This is a genomic window from Aquabacterium sp., assembly GCF_030652515.1.
Lineage (GTDB): Bacteria > Pseudomonadota > Gammaproteobacteria > Burkholderiales > Burkholderiaceae_C > Aquabacterium.
This window is the reverse complement of sequence record NZ_JAUSAR010000067.1, coordinates 51,410-71,773: the sequence shown is the minus strand read 5'-3', so window position 1 is coordinate 71,773 and position 20,364 is coordinate 51,410. Positions and strand designations below refer to the sequence as shown.

At 63.4% G+C, this 20,364-nt stretch carries 21 protein-coding genes; 12 read left to right on the top strand and 9 right to left on the bottom strand.

Annotated features, from left to right (window positions below):
• Window positions 1-30 precede the first annotated feature (30 nt).
• Window positions 31-891, top strand: a complete 861-nt coding sequence (locus tag Q7V20_RS08245; RefSeq protein ID WP_304789042.1) for a YbgC/FadM family acyl-CoA thioesterase — start codon at window positions 31-33, stop codon at window positions 889-891.
• On the opposite strand, the gene Q7V20_RS08240 is transcribed toward Q7V20_RS08245, so the two are convergent.
• The 3 genes from Q7V20_RS08240 to Q7V20_RS08230 all read right to left on the bottom strand — a co-directional run bounded on the left by Q7V20_RS08240 (window position 881) and on the right by Q7V20_RS08230 (window position 3,305).
• Window positions 881-1,879, bottom strand: a complete 999-nt coding sequence (locus Q7V20_RS08240) for an NRDE family protein (RefSeq protein WP_304789040.1) — start codon at window positions 1,877-1,879, stop codon at window positions 881-883. The two genes, Q7V20_RS08245 and Q7V20_RS08240, sit on opposite strands and share 11 nt — an antisense overlap.
• A 15-nt stretch (window positions 1,880-1,894) precedes the next feature.
• Window positions 1,895-2,200: a DUF4936 family protein gene (locus Q7V20_RS08235; protein ID WP_304789038.1), complete on the bottom strand. Its 306-nt coding sequence runs from the start codon at window positions 2,198-2,200 to the stop codon at window positions 1,895-1,897.
• A 121-nt stretch (window positions 2,201-2,321) separates the two neighbouring features.
• Complete coding sequence (locus Q7V20_RS08230; protein ID WP_304789036.1) at window positions 2,322-3,305, bottom strand: folate-binding protein YgfZ; 984 nt, start codon at window positions 3,303-3,305, stop codon at window positions 2,322-2,324.
• A 106-nt stretch (window positions 3,306-3,411) separates the two neighbouring features.
• Here Q7V20_RS08230 and mltG point away from each other — a divergent pair, with 106 nt between their 5' ends.
• The 6 genes from mltG (at window position 3,412) to Q7V20_RS08200 (ending at window position 7,752) form a co-directional block, all read left to right on the top strand.
• A complete protein-coding gene (gene mltG, locus Q7V20_RS08225; RefSeq protein ID WP_304789034.1) occupies window positions 3,412-4,404 on the top strand; it encodes an endolytic transglycosylase MltG in 993 nt (330 codons plus the stop codon).
• Window positions 4,401-5,012, top strand: a complete 612-nt coding sequence (gene tmk / locus Q7V20_RS08220) for a dTMP kinase (protein WP_304789032.1) — start codon at window positions 4,401-4,403, stop codon at window positions 5,010-5,012. Before mltG ends, tmk begins: the two co-directional genes overlap by 4 nt.
• Window positions 5,009-6,034: a DNA polymerase III subunit delta' gene (locus tag Q7V20_RS08215; RefSeq protein WP_304789030.1), complete on the top strand. Its 1,026-nt coding sequence runs from the start codon at window positions 5,009-5,011 to the stop codon at window positions 6,032-6,034. Before tmk ends, Q7V20_RS08215 begins: the two co-directional genes overlap by 4 nt.
• Before the next feature lie 139 nt (window positions 6,035-6,173).
• Window positions 6,174-6,554 carry a PilZ domain-containing protein gene (locus Q7V20_RS08210; RefSeq protein WP_304789288.1) on the top strand — a complete coding sequence of 127 codons (381 nt, stop codon included), beginning with the start codon at window positions 6,174-6,176 and terminating at the stop codon, window positions 6,552-6,554.
• Between the two features lie 49 nt (window positions 6,555-6,603).
• The gene (locus Q7V20_RS08205; RefSeq protein WP_304789028.1) at window positions 6,604-7,401 is read left to right on the top strand and encodes a TatD family hydrolase; all 798 of its coding nucleotides are present in this window, start codon (window positions 6,604-6,606) and stop codon (window positions 7,399-7,401) included.
• A gap of 126 nt (window positions 7,402-7,527) precedes the next feature.
• Window positions 7,528-7,752: a hypothetical protein gene (locus Q7V20_RS08200; RefSeq protein ID WP_304789026.1), complete on the top strand. Its 225-nt coding sequence runs from the start codon at window positions 7,528-7,530 to the stop codon at window positions 7,750-7,752.
• A 20-nt stretch (window positions 7,753-7,772) separates the two neighbouring features.
• Here Q7V20_RS08200 and Q7V20_RS08195 read toward each other — a convergent pair whose 3' ends face one another.
• From Q7V20_RS08195 to Q7V20_RS08180, 4 genes are read right to left on the bottom strand one after another with little or no spacing between them, the layout of a single operon-like run.
• On the bottom strand, window positions 7,773-8,813 hold the full coding sequence (locus Q7V20_RS08195) for an amino acid ABC transporter permease (RefSeq protein ID WP_304789024.1): 1,041 nt from the start codon (window positions 8,811-8,813) through the stop codon (window positions 7,773-7,775).
• Window positions 8,810-9,664, bottom strand: coding sequence for an ABC transporter permease subunit (locus Q7V20_RS08190; RefSeq protein ID WP_304789022.1), 855 nt, complete (start codon window positions 9,662-9,664; stop codon window positions 8,810-8,812). The genes Q7V20_RS08195 and Q7V20_RS08190 overlap by 4 nt, the downstream gene beginning before the upstream one ends.
• Window position 9,665: 1 nt before the next feature.
• Window positions 9,666-10,706, bottom strand: a complete 1,041-nt coding sequence (locus Q7V20_RS08185; RefSeq protein ID WP_304789020.1) for an amino acid ABC transporter substrate-binding protein — start codon at window positions 10,704-10,706, stop codon at window positions 9,666-9,668.
• A 9-nt stretch (window positions 10,707-10,715) separates the two neighbouring features.
• Window positions 10,716-11,204 carry a pilin gene (locus Q7V20_RS08180; RefSeq protein ID WP_304789018.1) on the bottom strand — a complete coding sequence of 163 codons (489 nt, stop codon included), beginning with the start codon at window positions 11,202-11,204 and terminating at the stop codon, window positions 10,716-10,718.
• Between the two features lie 237 nt (window positions 11,205-11,441).
• Here Q7V20_RS08180 and Q7V20_RS08175 point away from each other — a divergent pair, with 237 nt between their 5' ends.
• Genes Q7V20_RS08175 through Q7V20_RS08160 form a run of 4 tightly spaced genes read left to right on the top strand, consistent with a single transcriptional unit; the run spans window position 11,442 to window position 17,455 of the window.
• Window positions 11,442-14,657 carry a hybrid sensor histidine kinase/response regulator gene (locus tag Q7V20_RS08175; protein WP_304789016.1) on the top strand — a complete coding sequence of 1,072 codons (3,216 nt, stop codon included), beginning with the start codon at window positions 11,442-11,444 and terminating at the stop codon, window positions 14,655-14,657.
• On the top strand, window positions 14,644-15,741 hold the full coding sequence (locus Q7V20_RS08170) for a two-component system response regulator (RefSeq protein WP_304789015.1): 1,098 nt from the start codon (window positions 14,644-14,646) through the stop codon (window positions 15,739-15,741). Before Q7V20_RS08175 ends, Q7V20_RS08170 begins: the two co-directional genes overlap by 14 nt.
• A 28-nt stretch (window positions 15,742-15,769) precedes the next feature.
• A complete protein-coding gene (locus Q7V20_RS08165; RefSeq protein WP_304789013.1) occupies window positions 15,770-17,026 on the top strand; it encodes a hypothetical protein in 1,257 nt (418 codons plus the stop codon).
• A gap of 9 nt (window positions 17,027-17,035) precedes the next feature.
• Entirely contained in the window at window positions 17,036-17,455 is a 420-nt protein-coding gene (locus Q7V20_RS08160; RefSeq protein WP_304789011.1) for a hypothetical protein, read from the top strand.
• A gap of 18 nt (window positions 17,456-17,473) precedes the next feature.
• On the opposite strand, the gene Q7V20_RS08155 is transcribed toward Q7V20_RS08160, so the two are convergent.
• A complete protein-coding gene (locus Q7V20_RS08155; protein WP_304789009.1) occupies window positions 17,474-18,031 on the bottom strand; it encodes a hypothetical protein in 558 nt (185 codons plus the stop codon).
• A 264-nt stretch (window positions 18,032-18,295) separates the two neighbouring features.
• Here Q7V20_RS08155 and Q7V20_RS08150 point away from each other — a divergent pair, with 264 nt between their 5' ends.
• The gene (locus Q7V20_RS08150; protein WP_304789007.1) at window positions 18,296-18,994 is read left to right on the top strand and encodes an alpha/beta fold hydrolase; all 699 of its coding nucleotides are present in this window, start codon (window positions 18,296-18,298) and stop codon (window positions 18,992-18,994) included.
• Here the strand turns inward: Q7V20_RS08150 and Q7V20_RS08145 are convergent.
• Window positions 18,940-20,361 carry a DUF1501 domain-containing protein gene (locus tag Q7V20_RS08145; RefSeq protein ID WP_304789005.1) on the bottom strand — a complete coding sequence of 474 codons (1,422 nt, stop codon included), beginning with the start codon at window positions 20,359-20,361 and terminating at the stop codon, window positions 18,940-18,942. The two genes, Q7V20_RS08150 and Q7V20_RS08145, sit on opposite strands and share 55 nt — an antisense overlap.
• Window positions 20,362-20,364 lie beyond the last annotated feature (3 nt).

Genomic DNA, 20,364 nt, shown 5'->3' with positions numbered 1-20,364 from the left:
CCCGCATGCTCACCCATGCGGGCTTTTTTCATGACGATTGAATTTCCGTTTCATCACCGATTGCGGGTGCGCTGGTCCGAGGTGGACGCACAGCGCGTGGTCTTCAACGGCCATTACCTGAACTACCTGGACACGGCGATTTCCGATTACTGGCGGGCGGTGGGTTTGCCCTACCCCGAAGGGCTGGCGCATCTGAAGGGCGACATCTTCGTGCGCCGCAATGTGCTGGAGTACCACGCGCCAGCCCGGCTGGACGATTGGCTGGACATCGGCGTGCGCTGCGAGCGCATCGGCCGTTCGTCCATCACCATGGTGTGGTCGATGCAGGCCAACGGACGCTTGCTGGTGACTGGTGAGACGGTTTACGTGTTCACCCAGCTGACCACCGGCCGCCCAGAGCCGGTGCCCGCGGCCGTGCGTTTGCAACTGGAGCGCCAGGCTCAGGGTGCCCCTGTTCATTCGCTGCATTGCGGAGACTGGGCCAGCCTGGCGCCGCTGGCCCGTGCCGTGCGCACCGCCGTGTTCATCGAAGAGCAGGCCATCCCCGAATCCGAAGAGTGGGACGAGGATGACACGCAGGCCTTGCATGCGGTGGTCGCCAATCTGGCGGGTTTGCCATTGGCCACAGGACGGCTGATCACCTCGGGCCTGCCTCAGGGCGAGGCCAAGATCGGCCGCATGGCGGTGCTGCGCAGCAGCCGTGGGGTGGGGCTGGGCGAACAGGTCTTGCAGGCCCTGATCGGTGCCGCGCGCGAGCAAAGCGTTCACACCTTGAGCCTGCATGCCCAGACCAGTGCCCAGGCGTTCTACCAGCGCGCGGGTTTTGCCCCGGATGGCCCGGTGTTCGACGAAGTGGGCATTCCCCACATCGTCATGACACTCAGGCTTTGACTGGCCGACTGGCCGCCGACTTGATCAGGCTGCGCGCGCGCGTTTTGCGGGCCACGGGCGTGGCGGGCAGGGCGTGGTTATCGTGCTCTGACACGTCGCTGCTTTCAAACGGCTCTTCCGGGCGCATCGCGGGCGGCGGCAAGGTGGCGTCCAGTCGCGCCAACTCGGAGGCGGCGGCCGTGTGCCTTGGCGGCCAGTTCTTCAAGGTCACGCGGCGCAACAAGGCCATGCTCGACTGGTTGGAGTAGGTGCGTTCCAGCACATGCGTCACCAGGCGTTTGTTGACCCGCTCGGTGATGACCAGGGTTGAGCAGCGCGTGCCGTAGTGGCCATCGGGCGAGCGCACAAAAGCGGCGGACAGCAGTCGCTCCCATTCCAGCGGCACACCCGTGAAGGGCAGCTTGTCATCGGGGGCGATGGTGGGGTCGGTCAGGGCCTCGAACAGGCGCACCACCAGGCCTTCCAGGTCGGCGGCGCTGTTCAGCGCGGTCTTCATGCGGGTTTTGAGCGCCTGCACCTTGGGCCACGGTGTGTTCAGCCCGGCGTTGGACACGCCATACAAGCCGCGCTCCAGGCGTTGCGGGTACAGCTTGGTGTTGTTCACCCAGTAGGCCTCGCCTTCGGCAAAGTCCACCGTCAGCAGGTTGAAGCCGTTGTAGCCCGTCATGGCCAGCCTTGGCCACAGCCGGTTCATGGGGGTGTCCCCCTGCAGCCACAGAGGAACGATTTCGCCACGCGAGGGCGCGGTCGGGTCCACTTGTGACGGGTCACGCACATTGGTGACCACGCCCAGCCTGCCGTGTGCCGTCAAGCCCAACCAGGTGCCGCCCGCCTGCAGATCGCGTCCACCCAGGATCGAGGGCGCGCTTTGCCCAGGCTCCCACCAGCCAAGCCGATTGGCGGGGCGGTCGAAGAACTCCTCGCGGTTGCCCGCCATCACAAAGGGAAAACGGCTGCTTTGATCCAGCGCCACGGCCACCAAGCACATCAGGCTGTGTCCTTCTCAGTCAATGTTGGTGAACATCTCGACGTGCCGATCACCGATCTGCCCAGCGGGCAAATCCTGCGCGGCCAACTCGATCAAGGTGGCCAGCAAGACGCTGACCCCTTCGGGATGTTCATAGGTTTCCATCCAGGTTGGCGCCGGCGCTTTCGCATCGGCACGAATCCACAGCCTGGCCGTCAGGTCTTCATGGGATCGGCGCAATGCGGTCTGCATTTGCCGAACCGCGTTTTCAAACGCCGGGGCGTGGGCTGGGTCCACCTTGTAGTAGATGAACAAAGCCTTTGCCGGGGCTGCATCTGCCATGGCCATGGGTTCCTGAGGCGGTCAAGTGTGATGGAGGTTAACCCCTGGATCGCGTGCGCGAAACAGCGCGCTGCAGGCATGCGCCCAAACCGAGGTTGATTGCCGTTAAGAAATTGCCAAATCAGTCGTCCGAGGTGCCCAGGGGCACTTCGTAGGGCATGGTGCCCAGTGCCAGGGCAGGTCCTTCAGCCGATCCAAGGTGCCATCCGTTCTCCAGGGCCTGCCATTTCAATTCGACCAAGGCGCTGAAAGCGGAGCTTGGCTGACCGTCGGCGGCAGGGATGGCCGCGGCATTGGCCACCAAGCCCGCAGGCTGACCGGGGTCGGCTGACGAGAACACCTCCTGCCCGGCTTGCATGAGCGCTGGGCCATGCAGCAGGAAGGTGCGCCGTTTGAGGGTGCCCCGGTATTGGCTGCGCGCCACGATCTCCTGGCCGGGGTAGCAGCCCTTTTGAAAATGCACGCCGCCCACCAGTTCATAGTTGACCATCTGCGGCACGAACTGATCGACGGTAGAGGGCTCGATGCGCACCACGCCGCTCATCACGTCCAGCCACTGCCAGGTGGCCAAGGGCAGGGCAGGCATGGTCTTGACCAGCGACTGAGCCGCATCAACCGGCCCGATCCACAGCCAGCGGGGCGCGCCCAGCACATCGGGCAAACGCACCACCTGGCCACCGCTGGCGGCATGGGGGCTGGCTTGCCAGGGATCGGCGGGAGCTGAGTCACCCAGCCATGCCTGCGCGCTCGGCCCCACCAGCCCCACGGCTGACAAGGTGCTGGCCGCATCACTCAATTTGGCCTTGGCCCGCAGCACGAACATGGACAGCCGCTTGAGTGCAGCTGGCAGCACTTGCGCATCCGTGACCAACCAGAAGGTTTCGGGCAGAGGTTTGACGACGATGAAGCTGGCCAGCATCCGGCCCTTGGCCGAGCAGAATGCGGCCAAGCGAGCCTGATGTGGCGCTTGGCCCGTCACATCCTGGCTCAACTGACCATGAAGGAAGCTGGCCGCGTCTGCACCTTCGGCTGAAATGATGCCCAAATGGGACAGGGCAACGGCACCATTGAGTGCCTTGGGGTCTGGAAAATGAAAGTCTTGCATGGGGGTCATTATCATCACGGTCGTCAATTCCATCATTGGTCCACGGATGATCCCGACTAAGCTGCTATCAAACCACCCCAAAGCCAAGCGACAACAAGGCGGCGTCATGGGCATTTTGCTCGGATTGCTGCTGATGGCCGCATTGGCATGCGCGGGTGCCGTGTTCTGGTGGGTGCACCAGCCTTTGCGCATGCACGGCGAAGACATCGAGCTGGCCATCGAGTCGGGCACCACGCCCCGCGAGATTGCGCGTGGCTGGGTCGAGGCAGGAGTCGACGCCTCGCCGGTGATGCTCTACCAATGGTTTCGCTGGTCGGGCAAGGCGCGGCAGATCCGGGCGGGCAGCTACATGCTGGAGCGTGGCGCCACGCCACATTCCTTGTTGCGCATGATGGTGATGGGCGATGAGCGCCTGGCCGTGGTCAAGCTCATCGATGGCTGGACCTTCAAACGGTTTCGGGCCGAGTTGGCGCAAGCCGATGGCCTGCAGCCCACCACCGCCAAGCTGAGCGATGCGCAGCTCATGGCCCAGCTGGGCAACCCGGGCTTGTCGCCAGAGGGGCAGTTCTTTCCGGACACTTATTCATACGCCAAGGGCAGCACGGATCTGGCGGTGCTGAAACGTGCCCACCGTGCCATGCAAAAGCACCTGAGCGACGCCTGGACCTTGCGTGGGCCCAGCAACAGCTGCCCCCTGAATTCGCCGCAAGAGATGCTGATCCTGGCCTCCATCGTGGAGAAGGAAACCGGCCTGGCATCCGACCGCCCGATGATCGCCGGTGTTTTCTGCAACCGCCTGCGCGTGCGCATGCCCTTGCAGACCGACCCCACCGTGATCTATGGCATGGGCGACGAGTTTGATGGCAACCTCAAACGCAGCCATTTGCAGACGGACACGCCTTACAACACCTACATGCGCAACGGCCTGCCGCCAACGCCCATTGCCATGCCCGGCAAGGCGGCCTTGCTGGCGGCGGTGCACCCGGCCGAGACCAATGCCTTTTACTTTGTCTCGCGTGGCGATGGCAGCAGCGTGTTCAGCAGCACCCTGGCTGAGCACAATCGCGCGGTCAACCAGTACCAGAGAAAGCGCCCATGAGCCGGTTCATCTCGTTTGAAGGCATTGATGGCGCGGGCAAGACCAGCCACCTGGATGCCTTGGAAAGCCAGCTGCGCCAGGCGGGGCGCGACGTGGTGCGCACCCGCGAGCCAGGCGGCACGCCCCTGGCCGAGAAGCTGCGCCAAAGCGTTCTGCACGATCCCATGGACGCGCTGACCGAATCCCTGTTGGTGTTCGCCGCGCGCCGCGATCACCTGGTCCAGGTCATCGAGCCTGCTCTGGCCCGAGGCGCCTGGGTGTTGTCCGACCGATTCACCGATGCCACCTTTGCCTACCAGGGCGCGGGGCGGGGCTTTGACTTGAGTGTCCTCAGCACGCTTGAGCAATGGGTGCAGGGCCAACGCCAGCCCGACCTGACTTTTTTGTTCGACTTGCCGCCCGAGGTGGCAGCCGCCCGCCTGTCGGCCGCCCGCCAGCCTGATCGCTTCGAAGCCCAGGACACCGCGTTTTTTGAGCGGGTGAGGGCCGGGTACCAGGCGCGTTTGCAAGCCGATGCCCAGCGCTTCGCCCTGATTGACGCCAGCGCCAGTCCGGCTGATGTGGCGCGCCAGGTCGATGCCGCGCTTCAATCCAAAGGCTGGCTGTGAGCGATTTGCTGCCCTGGCTTCAACAGCCCCTTGCCCAGGCCCTGGCGCAAGCCCATGGCCACGCCACCCTGGTTCACGGCCCTCAAGGCGTGGGCCAGTTCGAGTTCTCCATGGCCCTGGCGCAGTCCTGGCTGTGCGAGGCCCAGGCCCCTGGCAGCCTGTTCAAACCGGCATGCGGTGTGTGCGGCAGCTGCCACCTCATCTCGGCGCGCTCGCACCCGGACCTGGTGGTGGTCGTGCCCGAAGCCCTGCAAGCCGCCCTGGGCTGGACCAGCTCGGGCGATGATGAGGAGGGTGCGTCCGAAAAATCCGGCAAGACCAAGAAGCTCAGCCAGGACATCAAGGTTGAATCCATCCGCGCGGTGGTGCAGTTCTCACAGCAAACACCCTCGCGTGGCCGGGCCAAGGTCGTGGTGGTGCACCCGGCCGAGCGCATGAACATGGTGTCCAGCAACACCTTGCTCAAGACCCTGGAAGAGCCGCCCGGCATGTTGCGCTTCGTGGTCAGCGCCGGTTCGCTGGACGAATTGCTGCCCACGGTGCGCAGCCGCTGCCAGGCCTGGCGCCTGCCATTGCCGGACAAGGTAGCCGCTATCGCCTGGCTGCGCGAGCAGATCAATGGCTTGAGTGAAGCCGATGCCAGCGTCTTGCTGCAAGCGGCCGGAGGCCAACCGCTGACGGCGCGCGACCGTCACGCCATGGGCCTGGATGCCGTGCGCTGGCCGCAGATTCCGCGCGACGTGGCGCAAGGGCAAAGTGGTGCGATGGCGGGCTGGCCCTTGCCCTTGGTGGTCGAAACCCTTCAAAAGCTGTGCCACGACCTGGCGTGCATGGCCACCGGTGCCTCGCCCCGGTATTTCCCTGAAAGCAGCCTGCACCGGGATGGTGATCTGACCCGGCTCACGGCCTGGTCGGGCGAGTTGCGCAAGGCCAGTCGCACTGCCGAGCACCCTTGGAACCTCAATTTGAGGGTGGAATCGTTATTGCAACAGGCTCGGTTGGCCTTGCGTTTCAACAAGTAAAGGGGCTTGTCCCGCGCTTAAATTCACGTTTAATGCGGGCGGCCGACGTTACACTTTCACCACGATGAGCGAATTCCACACCACAGCCCTGCCGTCTGCCTTTGCCAATTCCGGGCCGGGCAAGGCCAGCACGACCCCCATGGGTGGTGTTGTGGCGGGTGCGGTGCCGGCCGCCGGTGTGGCCCGTCCCAGTGTCATTCAACTGGTGTTCCGTGAGAAAGGCGCGCTGTACGCGGCTTACATCCCGGCCTTTTCTGACGGCGGCTTGTTCGTGCCCACCACGCGCGACTACAAGCTGGGCGACGACATCTACCTGCTGCTCTCCCTGCCTGATGAAGCCCAGCGCTACCCGGTGGCGGGCAAGATCTCCTGGATCACCCCGGCCAATGCCTCGGGTGGCCGCACCCAGGGCGTGGGCGTGCGTTTCCCGTCTGACGAGAAAACCCGCCTGCTGCGCATCAAGATCGAGCAGATCCTGGGCACCTCGCTGTCATCCAACAAGCCGACCCAGACACTTTGAGGCAAGATCGGGGTTTGCTTCACGCAACCCTCGCTTTCAGTCCTCATTCATGTTTGTCGATTCGCACTGCCACCTCAATTTCCCCGATTACGCTGACAAGCTGACCCAAGTGCGTGCCGAGATGGCACAGGCCCAAGTCGAGCGCGCCTTGTGCATCAGCACCACGCTGGAAGAGTTTCCGCAAGTGCATGCTTTGGCCATGCGCTTCGACAATTTCTGGGCCACTGTGGGCGTGCACCCCGACAACGAAGATGTGCAAGAGCCCACTTTGGCCGACCTGGTGGAGCGCGCGGCACTGCCCCGCGTGGTGGGCATTGGCGAAACCGGTCTGGACTACTACCGCCTGGGCGAGCGCTCGGTGGCCGACATGCACTGGCAGCGCGAGCGTTTCCGCACCCACATCCAGGCGGGCCTGGACACCCAGCTGCCCCTGGTGATCCACACCCGCCAGGCCAGCGATGACACCATTGCCATCCTGACCGAATCGGGCCAGCACCGATCCCGGGGCGTGTTCCATTGCTTCACCGAAAGCATGGCCGTTGCGCGGGCTGCGCTGGACCTGGGTTTCTACATTTCCTTCTCCGGCATCCTGACCTTCAAGAACGCGGCCGACCTGCGCGAGGTGGCCAAGTTCGTGCCGCTGGACCGCTGCCTGATCGAAACCGACAGCCCCTACCTGGCCCCCATGCCGCACCGGGGCAAAACCAACTCCCCCGCCTACGTGGCCCTGGTCGGCCGTTTCCTGGCCGAACTTAAGGGGGTTGAACCCGAAGACTTAGGCCGCATCACCACGCGCAATTTCGAGCAATTGTTCGCGATACCGCCGCTTGTCGCAGCCTTGAACTGAACCGGAGTTCAAACCCTTGTCAGACAATTTCTGACAGACGGTTTGGATTTTCGGCGACTACCGCCCCCGGACCGTGAAGCCTAAAGTCAGCCCATCGAAACGGCACTTCTTCACACCGGAGTCAGTATGCAAAACACAGGTCTTTACGCCAATCCCTTCGCCCTCATGATGGATCCCCAAGCGGTGATCGAAGCGATGGAGCGATCAGAGCGTCTGAACCACCTGCAAAGCCGCATCTGCCGCCCGCTGGACAAGCCCCTGATCCCCCACATCAACGGCGACACCAACGCGTACGACCAGGAAGTGGACAGCGCGCCCGATGTTGAGAACGACATCCTCGGCGCAGACTGATCAACTGATTGACGACGGCGTCATTGCTGGCCCCCGGTGGCCAGCCAGCGTCGCTCAACGCGACTGCCCGCGCGCGACAGGCTCAGGCACATGGCGGCGTAGATGGCGGCCACGAATAAATAGCCTTCCAGGTAGTAGGGACGCCACTGCGGGTCTCCGCCCAGGCTCAGAGACAAAGCCCCGGTGAGTTCATGCAGGCTCACCACCATCACCAGCGAGGTGTCCTTGAGCAGGCCGATGGCGTGGCTGACCAAGGCCGGCAGCACCGCCCGCAAGGCCTGCGGCAACACCACCAACCTTTGGGTCTGCCAGCCTGACAGGCCCATCACCTTGGCGGCATCAAACTGATCAGCCTCCACGGTTTGCAAACCGCCTCGAACAATCTCTGCCAGGTAGGCGGCCGAGAACAAGGTCAAGGCGATCATCACGCGCCACAACAGGCTGACCTCGAAGCGGGCAGGGATGATGGCCGGCAGCATGAATGCCGCCATGAACAACACCATCACCAATGGCACACCCCGGGTGACTTCAATGAACCCGGTGCAGGCCCAGCGCACCCAAGACCATCGGGCCCTGCGGCCCAAAGCCAAAGCAATGCCCAGCGGCAATGACAGCGCCATGGTCAGGCCAGCCAGGATCAGGGTCAGCGGCAAACCGCCCCATTGATCGGTGGGCACCACCACCAGGCCCGCCACCCCCCCGTGCATCAGCACGCCCACGGCCAGTGACAGCAGGCCAGCGCCCCACACCACCCCCCGCAGTGACAAGGCCCAGGGGCGCCAAAGCAAGGCCCCGGCGCCCACCAGCATCAAGGGCAGGGCCAGTAAGGGCCGCCATTGCTCGTCATGGGGATAGCGGCCAAACAGCAGTGGGCGGATTTTCTCGGTGATGACGCCCCAGCAGGCGCCGGAGCGCTCCAGGGCATGACAAGCGGCCTCGTCGGGCCGGAACACCGCGTTCAAGACACCCCAGTCCAGCAGCCTCCAGGCGGCATAGAGCAGCACCGCCCAGAAAAAGGCGGACATCGCCGTGGACATGGCTCCAGGCTTCTTCGCCATCATGACTGGTCCTTGAGCGCATGCCGCGCATTGAACCAATTCATCAAGGCCGCGGTCAGCAGCGACAGTGTCAGGTAGATCGACATCATCACCAGGATGCATTCCACCGCGCGGCCGGTTTGGTTCACGGCGGTGTTGCCCACCGAGACCAGGTCAGGGTAGCCCACGGCCACGGCCAATGACGAGTTCTTGATCAGGTTCAGGTACTGGTTGGTCATGGCCGGGACCATGGTGCGCAGCGCCTGCGGCAACACCACGCGCAGCATCACCTGGTGGGGGCGGGCACCCAGGGTATGGGCGGCCTCGCTCAAGGACTTGGGCACAGACTCCAGCCCCGAGCGAACCACCTCGGCCGTGAAAGCCGCCGTGTAGGTGACCAGCGCCATGAACACCGCCAGGTATTCGGGCGTGACGGTGGCCCCGCCGGTGACGCTGAGCCCGTCCTGGGCCGGGATGCTCCAGAACCAGCTACCTTGACTTGCCTCCAACCAGGGAAAGCTCAGGCCGCCCTTGCTGAGCGTGACACCGGGCACCCATCCCAGGGCCAGGGTGGTGTCCGGCAACCAGTCCAGCAACAAGAAATACCACATCAGCAATTGCACCAGCAAAGGCACATTGCGCACCGCGTCGATGTAGACGTTGCCTGCGGTTCTCAAGCCAGGGTGCACTGAGCGCCGTGCCAGTGCGATCAAGATGCCCAGCAGCGTGGCGAAGACCAATGCGGGCAGGGACACCCGCAAGGTGTTGCCCAGGCCCACGGCCATCGCGCGCCAAAGGGGCTGGCTGGCGTCGTAGACCAGCAGCCCCGTCTCGCCAATGCCGAAGCCCGCCGGCTGGTTCAGAAAATCCAGCATGTCAGCGGATGGGGGGTGCGTACATCAAGCCCCCTTGGCTCCACAGGCGATTGGGCCCACGGGGCAGCTTCAGCAGGGAGCCCGAGCCCACGTTGCGCTCGTAGATTTCGCCATAGTTGCCCACGGTTTTGACCACGCGGTAAGACCAGGCTTTGTCCAGCCCCAGCAACTTGCCCATGTCCTCGCCCGTGCCCACCAGGCGCTGGATCGAGGGCGATTTGCTGGTGCGAAAGCCGTCGATGTTGGCTTGCGTCAAGCCCAGCTCTTCGGCCTCGATCAAGGCGAACACCGTCCATTTGACGATGGCGAACCACTCGTCGTCACCGCGCCGAATCAAGGGGCCCAAAGGCTCTTTGGAGATCAACTCGGGCAGGATCATGTAGTCCTCGGGGTGGGGCGCCTCCTTGTTGCGCACGATGGCCAGGCCCGACGCATCGGTGGTGTAAGCCTGGCAGCGGCCTGAGAAAAACGCCTTGAAGGCGGCCTCGAACGAGTCATAGACCACGGGCTTGAACGGCACGCCTTGCGAGCGGGAAAAGTCCGACAGGTTTTTCTCGGTGGTGGTGCCTGACTGGATGCAAACCTGCGCATTGCGCAATTGTTTGGCGCTGCTCACCTTGAGCTTCTTGGGCACCAGGAAACCCTGCCCATCGTAGTATGTAACCGCCGCGAAGTGAAAGCCCAGCGAGGCATCACGCGTCAAGGTCCACGATGTGTTGCGTGACAGCAGATCAACCTGGCCTGATTGCAAAGAGGTGAAGCGCTGCTGCGAGTTCAGCGGCACAAAATTGACCTTGTCGCCATCGCCCAGCACCGCGGCGGCTAAGGCGCGGCACACGTCCACATCCAGCCCGGTCCAGCGGCCCTTGCTGTCAGGTGCCGAGAAACCGGCGACCCCGGTGCTGACCCCGCATTGCACTTTGCCCCGATCGCGGATGGCGTCCAGCGTCTTGCCTGCCCAGGCCGGTGCGTTCAGGGTGCCGCCCAGCGCGGTGATGACCACGGCGGCACGGCCAAAGCGTTTCAATGTCGTCCAGCGCATGTGGTGAGCTTATTTGGCCTTGCAGTTGATCGGCAAAAAAGCCGGGGGGATGTCTGTTTTGTCGGCTCCCTTGAGGGTCATTTTGTCTGGGGCTGCGGCATGGCCGCAAACCCAGGTCACCGGCACGATCTGCGCGTCTTCGATCACCGCCGGGCGCAAGGTCAGGACCTTGCCCTTGATGGCCCCGTTCACGCGGTTGCCAAACGTGATGTGAATGGCGCCATCGACCACCGCCACATTGCTGACCACGTTGTTGACGATCTTGTCGGCGCTGGGCAAGCTGGCCTCAGCGTTGTCGGCGGGCAGCACCTTGGACATGGCCCATGACGCGGCCACCGGCGTCTTGGCGATGGCTGCCAATGTGACGCCCTCGGCGATCTGGTCCCGGATGATCTTGCCCTGGTAGCTCGGCATGGCGACCAAGGCCAGGATGGCGATGATCGCAATCACGACCAGCACTTCGATCAGGGTGAAACCACGATGCTGAGCCTTGGTCATTGCGGAGCCGTTCGGTGCGTTGCAGAGTTGCCCATTGTGCCAAGTCGGCGGCGCAAGCTGTGGCTGGGCCAGGCATGTGACGATTTCGTCACGAAATGCCCGTGAAGTTGAGTGCGTAGCTGGGGATTGAGGGCGCCTGGACTTCAGCCGTGCGCGCAGCGTCCGATACCCTCCCATGGCCTATTCTTGCCTCACAGGATTTGCTTTGCCCAACAACCCGAGACTCGGAGCGCTCGGGTGAAACTGAGAACCGTTTCGCACAGCATGTTCCTGGGCGTCATCTTGGCGTTGATGGCCAATTTTGCGTTCCTGGTGCTGATCCGGTCGGCGTATGAAACCAGCCCACGCGTCGCCTTGCAGCGCGAACAGACCACCCGTGCGTTGGAGCAACTGCGGCTTGAAACCGATTTGCTGCGGCGATTGGTGCGCGCCTACACCGCCACTGGTGATGTCAACTACCTGCTGACGTATTACGACATCTACGCGATTCGCCAGGGAGAGAAAGCCGCCCCCAGCACCAACGATATCAGCGTTTACTGGGAAGACGTGATCGCCAAACGCAAGCCACACACCTTGCCCGAAGGTGGTGCACGTGTTTCCTTGGTGGAGCGCATGAAGGCCTTGAACCTGAGCCCGGCCGAGCTGGCCTGCTTGCAACGCGTGCTGGCCGCCACAGAGCAACTCAAGAAGACCGAGCAGGTGGCCTTTGCCGCCACGCAGGGCTTGTACGACGCTCAACGCCACGTGTTCGTCTCGGAAGGCGAGCCCAACCTGGCCTACGCCACCAAGTTGGTTTACTCCAAACCCTATGAGCAAGATGGTGCAGACCTGACCCGCGCCATTGCCGACCTGACCCGCCTGGCCAATGCCCGAACCGAAGCTGCCGTGACGCAAGCCTCAGCACGGGTGTCGCGCTTCATCGCCCTGGCCGTGGCCGTTGATTTCTTGCTCCTGCCCGTGATGGGCGTGGCCTTGCTGGTCATGCGCCGACGTGTGCTCCAACCCATCAACGCCTTGAGCGACCAGGCGCGCGCCTTTGCGAAAGGCGACTATTCGTCCCGTGGAAACCCCCGCTCGCACGCGGTCCGTGAGGTCTTCGCCCTGGGCGTGACCATGGACACCATGGCGCAATCCATTGAGGAAGACCTGGCCGCACGTGCGCAAGTTCAAGCCGACTTGCAGGCCGCCCGCGACCAGGCCGAGTCAGCCACCAAGGCCAAATCGCTGTTCCTGGCCAACATGAGCCACGAGATCCGAACCCCGATGAACGCCATCATCGGCATGACGCACCTGGCACTTCAAACCCCCCTGACCGAACAGCAGAAGGACTACCTCGACAAGGTGCTGTCGGCATCGCAGATCCTGCTGGGCGTCATCAACGACATCCTGGATTTCTCGAAGATCGAAGCAGGGCGCCTGTCCCTGGAACGCGCACCTTACCGAGTTGAAGAGGTGGTGGGCAACGCGCTGATGCTGGTGCGCCAGAAAGCCCAGGAGCGCGAAATCGAGCTGCTGTGCGAGTTCACCGACCCGGCCTTGCTGAGTGATGCGGGCGTGGTGCTGGGCGACATGCTGCGGGTGGGCCAGGTCCTGACCAACCTGCTCTCCAATGCCGTCAAGTTCACGCACAGCGGCCACGTCAAGGTGAGGGTGGGCCTGGACGACCGCCGAGGCCTGCAAGCCACCTTGCGCTTCGAGATCTGCGACACCGGCATCGGCATGAACCGCGAGCAGCAAAGCCGCCTGTTTCAGGAGTTCACGCAGGCCGATGACAGCACCACGCGGCGCTACGGCGGAACGGGCCTGGGCCTGAGCATCTGCCAGCGCCTGACCACGCTCATGGGCGGACAGATCACGGTGACCAGCCAGCACGGCGCGGGATCCGTCTTCACCGTCACCTTGCCGGTGAGCCTGGTGCTGGAACCAGCATCGCTGGCAGCGTCACTCCCGCCTACCCCGATCGAAGCACTGCGCGTGTTGATCGTGGACGACCAAAGCGAAACCCGAGCTTCCATGGCAGGCCTTTTGACGATGATGGGCGTGGGCAAACACGCCGATGGCGAGCATGGTGGGCTCGTGGCCACCGCCGAGAACGGTGCCCAGGCACTGGCCATGGTCACCGCGGCCGATGAGGCCGGCCACCCATTCGACATGGTGCTGCTGGACTGGGTCTTGCCAGACATGGGTGGTGCCGAAGTCACCAGCCGCTTGCGCCAGGTCCATCCCGGTGTGGACGTGGTCGTCATCTCGGCCTATGGCTGGGACAGCCTGCAGGCCAATGTTACCCAGGCAGGCGCCGACACCTTCCTGCCCAAGCCCATCCTGCCCGATGCCTTGCGCGGCCTGTTCGGCAAGCTGACGGGCATCGACACCTCCAAGGCCCATGCGCAGCAGTCGCCAGACGCGGCCATCAGCCTGGACGGCCTGCGTGTTTTCCTGGTGGAAGACAACGCCTTGAACCAGCAACTGGCGATCGAATTGCTGAGCCGCCGCGGCGCCATCGTGAAATCGGTGGACAACGGCTGCGAAGCGGTGGAACACCTGCGCATGAGCGGCCCCACCGCCTACGACGTTGTGCTGATGGACCTGCACATGCCGGTGATGGATGGCCACGAAGCCACCCGCCAGATTCGGGCCGATGACCGTTTCAGAGCCTTGCCCATCCTGGCCATGACCGCCCATGCGCTGGACGAGGAGCGTGACCTTTGCCTGGCCATTGGCATGCAAGACCACATCAGCAAACCACTGGAGCCCAAGAAGCTTTACGCCACGCTGGCCCGCTACCACCCCTTGAACAGGATCGCCCCCGCGCGTGTTGTCGAACCTGTTCAGCCAAACACTGCAGCCGGCAAGCTTCCTCATGCACCTGGCCTTGACTCACGCCAGGCATTGACCAGGCTGGAGGGCAACCTGAGCTTGTACATCCGCGTGCTGAATGGCTTTGTCGATCACGTGATGACGACTGGCGGCTCGGCGCTGGCCATGGCCGCCCAAGCCCGCGACTGGCCTAGCCTGGCGCGCGAAGCGCACACCTTGCGCGGCCTGTGCGCCACCATCGGCGCGAACGACATGGCCCGCCTGTGTGCGGAGCTGGAGCGGGCCATCAAGCAACAGTCTGCCGAACGCACCCAATCCCTGGTCGATGCCTTGAAGGAGGCCACAGAGGCCTTGCTGCTGGTGCTGATCCCTCAACTGCAGGTGGGCCTGGCCCCCTCGGACACCCCGGACGACGACGTGGATGCCGATGCCATCCAGACGCAAACCGAAGCGCTTGAACGCCTGGTCCATGACAGCGACAGCGCCGCGATCAGCCTGTGGCGCCAACAACGCAAGGTGTTCATGAATGCATTCGACCCCGTGATTTTCAGCCGACTGGACGCGACCATCGAAAGCTGCGATTTCGACGCGGCCCTGGCTTTGCTGCAAGAAAGGCTCGACGATGTCACCCAGTGAAGCGCCTGTCCACACCCCGACCATCCTGGTGGTGGACGATGCACCCACCAACCTGACGCTGCTGGCCGGCCTGCTGGACAAGACCTACCGCGTCAAGCTGGCATCGTCCGGCGCCAAGGCGCTGGAGTTGGCCCAACGCTCACCGCCTGATCTGGTTTTGCTGGACCTGATGATGCCGGGCATGGACGGCTACGAGGTGTGCCAACGCCTCAAGCAAGACCCTCGCACCAGCCACATCCCCGTGATCTTCCTGACAGCCATGCAAGAGCCGGAAGACGAAACCCGAGGCTTTGAAGTGGGCGGGGCCGACTACATCCACAAGCCCATCAGCCCGGCGGTGGTCAAGGCGCGTGTCAAGACGCACCTGCAGAACAAGGCCTTTCACGACTACCTGAACAACCGCAACGTCAAGCTTCAAACCCAGCTGGAAACGCAAATGGCGCAGCTGGACAATCTGCGCGATTCAACGCTCTTCATCATGATCTCGTTTGCCGAGTTCAGAGACGAAGACACCGGCAACCACGTCAAGCGCACCCAGGAATACGTGCGTGTGCTGGCCACGCAACTGTGGGGGCAGGGCCTGCACCACGACGCGCTCAACCCCGACAGCATCCAGCTGATCGCCAAGTCGGCACCGCTGCACGACATCGGCAAGGTCGCCATCCCTGACAGCATCCTGCTCAAGCCGGGCAAGTTGACGGAGGAAGAATTCGCGGTCATGAGAGGCCACCCATTGCACGGCTGGGACATGCTCAACCGCGCAGCCTTGCGCATGGGCGAAGAAACCGACTTCCTGGCCTACGCCATGGAGATCGCTCGCTCCCACCATGAAAAGTGGGACGGCTCGGGCTACCCGGACGGGCTGCGAGGTCAGGCCATTCCCTTGTCGGCCAGGTTGATGGCCGTGGCCGATGTGTATGACGCCTTGATCAGCCGCAGGCCCTACAAGGAACCCTTCAGCCATGAAGTGGCCATGACCTTCATCGAGGAAGGGCGCGGCAAGCATTTTGACGGCGACATCGTGGACGCTCTGCATGCCACGCAAGCGATGTTCATCGACATCGCCAGCCAGTGGAAAGACTGACACAACCGTGAACCAGGACCGACTGCACATGAAAAGCAACGATCGATCTCTTCCGAATGCAATGGCCTTGGCACTGATGGTGTTCACCAGCACGGCGGCCCAGGCTCAGGATTTCTCCTATTCAGCCTTTGGCACCATCGGCGGCGCCATCTCCAACCAGGACTACCGCTACCAGCGCTTCATCGATTCTGATGGCAGCCTCATGCGCGACACCGTCTTGGGCGCGCAACTGGATGTTCAGTTCACGCCCGAGCTGTCGGCCACCGTTCAAGGCAAGCTGGCGCCATCGGCTCGCAACGACCGGGATTGGGACCTGACCGCCAGCTGGGCCTTTGCCTCCTGGCGCCCGAACAACGACTGGTTGCTGCGCGCGGGCAAGGTGCGCATCCCTTTGTACCTGTCGTCTGAAAACCTGGACGTGGGGCAAAGCTACGAATTTGCCCGCTGGCCCACCGAGATGTATTCCATCGCCCCCACGACCGATGTGACCGGCTTGTATATCACCCGCAACTGGGCCTTGGGCAACTCGGACCTCAGCCTGGATGCCTACAGTGGCCAGGCCAAGGTCTGGGTTCGCTTGAACACCCGTGACACCGGAACCTCATTCAACAAATACGACACCCGTGTCAGTGGCAGCGTGTTGACCTGGCGTGCGGAAGACACCATGTTGCGTCTCAGTGCGCACCATGCCGTCACCCGACCCGATGGTGGGCCCCTCAATCCTGTCAGCACCCAGTCCATCACCACGCCTTTTGGGCCGATTTACGATTCCAGCGGCACCACGCCCAAGATCAGGAACGACATCATCACCGTGGGCATTGACCAGAAGCTGCCTGGCAACTGGCGGATCATGTTCGAGGCCGAGCGCAACATCCAGCACGACACCGACCTGGGCGCCAACACCGCGGGGGGCTACATCGCCGTCTTGAAAAGCATGGACAAGTGGACGCCCTATGTGGCGGCCTCGGTATTGAAAACCGTGGGCGCCCCGGCCCGGGCGCATGAAGCCTTGAGCCAGTCATCGGTTCCGGACCTGGTGCCCGGCGTGACCGACGTGATCAACGCTGGCCAGCGCCGTTTTGCCGACAGCATCCCTTTCTATGACCAGCATTCACTGGCCATCGGTACCTCGTACGCGCTCACCCCCCACAGCAAGTTGAAAGCCGAATGGCTGCACACCTGGGTGCGCAAAGGCTCAGCGATGATCGACTCGCCCAGCGCGGGCCCTGCGGTGTCCAACACAGGCATCGACGTGCTGTCCATCAGCTACAACTTTGCGTATTAAGGAGTGCCCATGACACGCCTTAAATACACCTTCGCAGGGTTGCTGCTGCTGGCCTGTGTGCCCTGGTGCCAGGCAGCCGACCGCATCGTGGTCATCGGCCACCCCAATGTCCGCAAGATCGACCTGACCACGGTTCAGCGCATTTTCATGGGCAAGACCATCGAGGTTGATGGGGTGCGCGTGCGGCCTGCCAACGGCGCCCCCAGCCTGGTGGCGCGCCAGCGCTTCTTGAGCCAGTACCTGCAAACCGATGAAGACCAGTACGTGGCCTACTGGACTGTTCGCCGCTATGTGGGCAAGGGCACCCCGCCGCACGAGGTCAAGCAGACGGCCGAGATGATCGAGTTCGTGAGCAAGACGCCTGGCGCCATTGGCTATGTGGATGAAGCGGATGTCTTGCCGGGCATGAACGTGCTGCTGCGCAAGTAGTGGCAGTGGCGGCCCTGATCAGGCGGACAGCATGCGGAAGAAGTCCCGCGAGAAGTCATCTGCCGGAAAGAAGGTTTCAACCCGAAGCTCTTCGGCGGTGATGTCCAGCGCGGTGCCAAACGTGGACACCATGGAGAACAACTTCAGGGTGTGCTCGCCCAGGTCGTATTCCAACGGAAAAATAGGTGGCGGCATGGGCAGCACCCACCCTTGGTGATGCCAGGTCTCCGGCACGCCCGGGAACTGGCAGACGTCGGCCAGCACTTGCCGCAGCGCCAGGTGCGTCGGGTCTGCCGCCACCTCACGCTGAAGCCGCGACAGCAACAGCGGGGCCACCTGGGCCCAATTTCTCAAGCGGGGCTGCATGCCCTGCGGGTGGAAGGTCATGCGCATCACATTGCGGCCACCACTGGGGTCGACAAGGCGCCAGAGTGCATCCGGCTCGCCCAGCATGGCCGTGAAGCGCTGGGCCGGGCCATTGCTCATCACCATGTCCCACTGCCGGTTGACCACCAGGGCAGGGTAAGGCTCGTGATGCTGGAGCATCAACTCCAGGGCTTCGCGCACCGCTTTCATCTCGTCGTTTTGCAGCGCCCGTTGCTGAAAGATCGGGGCGGCTCATGGGGGCTTGGGCGCAGAGGTTCGGCATTCGTCATGGGCAGCAGTATCTCTTCCCCGGTGGGTCGTTTCAATGACCTCCGAGGTAATTGCCCGATGTGATGGGCGCGCAGAACATCCATGCGCCATTGGCCAACACACCGGAGAGCACCATGAGTTCACTCAAAACCATCCACCTGCCGCAAGGCCCGCTTCAATACCTGGACCTTGGGCGCCCATGCCATGGCCATGAAGCCCGATGCGGATCTGTCGGTGCCGGGTGTGGCCCGGCTCATTGCCGATTTCATCGCAGCGCTCGATCTGAGGGACGTGACCTTGGTGGGCAACGACAGTGGCGGGGCCTTGGTGCAGATGGTGTGCGCGCGACACCCCGAGCGCATTGGCCGGGCCGTGCTGACCACCTGCGATGCCTACGACGTTTTTCCGCCGCCAGCGTTTGCCACGCTCAAATGGTGGGGGCACGTTCCGGGCCTGGCCTGGATGTCTGCGCAGTTGCTGCACCATGTGCCGGTGCTGAGGCGGCTGCCCATCGCCTTTGGCGATCTGACAGAAGCACCCTTGGCCGACGTCCTGATCGAGCAGTGGCTCAAGCCCCTGCGCACAGATGCTAGCGTGCGTCGCGATGTGCGTCAGTTTTTGCGCAGCGTCTCCACCCGTTTCACGGAAGAAGCCGGGTTTGCACTACAGGGATTCAACCGGCCGGTGTTGCTGCTGTGGTCCACCCGTTGCCGGCATTTTCCAAAGCGGCTGGCAGAGCGATTGCTGCGCGAGTTGCCCCATGCCGAGCTGCAATGGATTGACAGCTCGGGGGTCTTCTTGAGCCTGGAGCATGCGGGGCAGGTGGCCGGCAGCATCAGGCGCTTTCATCAAGTACCAGCCGCGAACAATCCGCCCAGTTCACTGGCACCAAAGCGCTTGTAGCGCGGCGCCACCAACTCCAGGTTGGTGGACGACACGCCCATCCAGCGGCCCAACTCTGCGGCCAGTTGATCCACCGACAGCGACGGCAGCAAGCGGCCTTGGCCGACCTGGTCATTGGCACCCAGGCCGGGCTCAGGCAAGGTGCCATGCAAATGCCCGCCAGTCACAGCCCCGCCCATCACCAGGTGGTGTCCACCCCAGCCATGGTCAGAGCCATCGCCATTGCTGGTCAGCGTGCGTCCAAAATCGCTGGCCGTGAAGGTGGTCACCTGGCGGTCCACGCCCAATGAGTGCATCGCCGTGTCAAACGAAGCCAGCGCTTGCGCCACCTGATCCATCAGCCTTGGGTGGTCAAGCATCAGGCGATCATGCAGGTCAAAGCCGCCCAGGGACACGAAGAAGACCTGTCGCTTGAGCCCCAAGGCCTGGCGTGCCGCGATCGTGCGGGCCACCATCAACAACTGCTCGGCCAGGCGGCGGGGTTTGCCGTCCACCGTGGTGGTGAACATCGAAGGCAGGTTGCTGGGGGCGGTCAGCAAAGCCTCGCTCAAGGTTTTCTGCCCCTCCATCGCACGCTTCATCACGTTGGCGTGCGTGCGGGCCAGCAGCACTGGGTGATCCTGGCGCGTGACCAGGGACTGAAACACCTCAGAAGCGCGGCTTGATCCAAACAAACCTGTCGAGCGGCTGGCCAGCAAAGGTGCCGGGCCATCGGGCGCCAGGGCATAAGGCACCACCGTGTCCCCCGCCAGGTACACCGCGTTGCCGGCCACGTTCACACAGGTGAAAGCCGCCTTGCCGCTGCTGTTGGACGACATCAGCAGATCGCCCACTCGGCCGCCCCAGCCCACGGTGCCGCCTTCAGGCTGGTAGGACTGCCACACGGCCTGCTGATCGTTGTGCGAAAACAGCTGCGGGGGCAGTTGAATGTTGCTCCTGAAGTCAGCCAGGGTGGTCGGTTGAAGCAAGGGCCCGATGTTGAGCAGCATGCTCAACCGCCGTTTCTCGAACAAATCCTTCAAGGGCGCCCACTCTGGTGGGAACGCCACCTCACGGCCGGAGGGCAGGACATGGCGCGGTGTCAGCTTGGTGTTCAGCAGTTCGTCGGCGGTGCGTGCCAGGTTCTGGCGGGCGGCTGCGTAAGCCTGATGGCCATCGGCATCGCAAGGGATCACGGTGTTGCCGTGGTCGTTGCCGCCATTGAGGAAAACGCAGACCAGGGCCTTGTAGCCATCATTGCCCGAGGAGGCTGCAGCGGCTTCGGCCATGGTGGCCAGGCTGGCGGCCCAGGGCGCGGCCGCGCCCATCAGCGAGAGGGCGCCGGTGCGGCGCAGAAAAGCCCGGCGGCTTGAATCGTGGTGTGACATGGC

What these genes read in the sequence shown, in the direction of transcription:
- Q7V20_RS08245 (WP_304789042.1), top strand. Translation starts at nt 31, where the DNA reads ATGACGATTGAATTTCCGTTTCATCACCGATTGCGGGTGCGCTGGTCC.
- Q7V20_RS08240 (WP_304789040.1), bottom strand. Translation starts at nt 1,879, where the DNA reads ATGTGCTTGGTGGCCGTGGCGCTGGATCAAAGCAGCCGTTTTCCCTTT.
- Q7V20_RS08155 (WP_304789009.1), bottom strand. Translation starts at nt 18,031, where the DNA reads ATGAAAGCGGTGCGCGAAGCCCTGGAGTTGATGCTCCAGCATCACGAG.
- Q7V20_RS08235 (WP_304789038.1), bottom strand. Translation starts at nt 2,200, where the DNA reads ATGGCAGATGCAGCCCCGGCAAAGGCTTTGTTCATCTACTACAAGGTG.
- Q7V20_RS08170 (WP_304789015.1), top strand. Translation starts at nt 14,644, where the DNA reads ATGTCACCCAGTGAAGCGCCTGTCCACACCCCGACCATCCTGGTGGTG.
- Q7V20_RS08205 (WP_304789028.1), top strand. Translation starts at nt 6,604, where the DNA reads ATGTTTGTCGATTCGCACTGCCACCTCAATTTCCCCGATTACGCTGAC.
- mltG (WP_304789034.1), top strand. Translation starts at nt 3,412, where the DNA reads ATGGGCATTTTGCTCGGATTGCTGCTGATGGCCGCATTGGCATGCGCG.
- Q7V20_RS08195 (WP_304789024.1), bottom strand. Translation starts at nt 8,813, where the DNA reads ATGATGGCGAAGAAGCCTGGAGCCATGTCCACGGCGATGTCCGCCTTT.
- Q7V20_RS08150 (WP_304789007.1), top strand. Translation starts at nt 18,296, where the DNA reads ATGGCCATGAAGCCCGATGCGGATCTGTCGGTGCCGGGTGTGGCCCGG.
- Q7V20_RS08145 (WP_304789005.1), bottom strand. Translation starts at nt 20,361, where the DNA reads ATGTCACACCACGATTCAAGCCGCCGGGCTTTTCTGCGCCGCACCGGC.
- Q7V20_RS08230 (WP_304789036.1), bottom strand. Translation starts at nt 3,305, where the DNA reads ATGCAAGACTTTCATTTTCCAGACCCCAAGGCACTCAATGGTGCCGTT.
- Q7V20_RS08190 (WP_304789022.1), bottom strand. Translation starts at nt 9,664, where the DNA reads ATGCTGGATTTTCTGAACCAGCCGGCGGGCTTCGGCATTGGCGAGACG.
- Q7V20_RS08160 (WP_304789011.1), top strand. Translation starts at nt 17,036, where the DNA reads ATGACACGCCTTAAATACACCTTCGCAGGGTTGCTGCTGCTGGCCTGT.
- tmk (WP_304789032.1), top strand. Translation starts at nt 4,401, where the DNA reads ATGAGCCGGTTCATCTCGTTTGAAGGCATTGATGGCGCGGGCAAGACC.
- Q7V20_RS08185 (WP_304789020.1), bottom strand. Translation starts at nt 10,706, where the DNA reads ATGCGCTGGACGACATTGAAACGCTTTGGCCGTGCCGCCGTGGTCATC.
- Q7V20_RS08200 (WP_304789026.1), top strand. Translation starts at nt 7,528, where the DNA reads ATGCAAAACACAGGTCTTTACGCCAATCCCTTCGCCCTCATGATGGAT.
- Q7V20_RS08180 (WP_304789018.1), bottom strand. Translation starts at nt 11,204, where the DNA reads ATGACCAAGGCTCAGCATCGTGGTTTCACCCTGATCGAAGTGCTGGTC.
- Q7V20_RS08210 (WP_304789288.1), top strand. Translation starts at nt 6,174, where the DNA reads ATGGGTGGTGTTGTGGCGGGTGCGGTGCCGGCCGCCGGTGTGGCCCGT.
- Q7V20_RS08165 (WP_304789013.1), top strand. Translation starts at nt 15,770, where the DNA reads ATGAAAAGCAACGATCGATCTCTTCCGAATGCAATGGCCTTGGCACTG.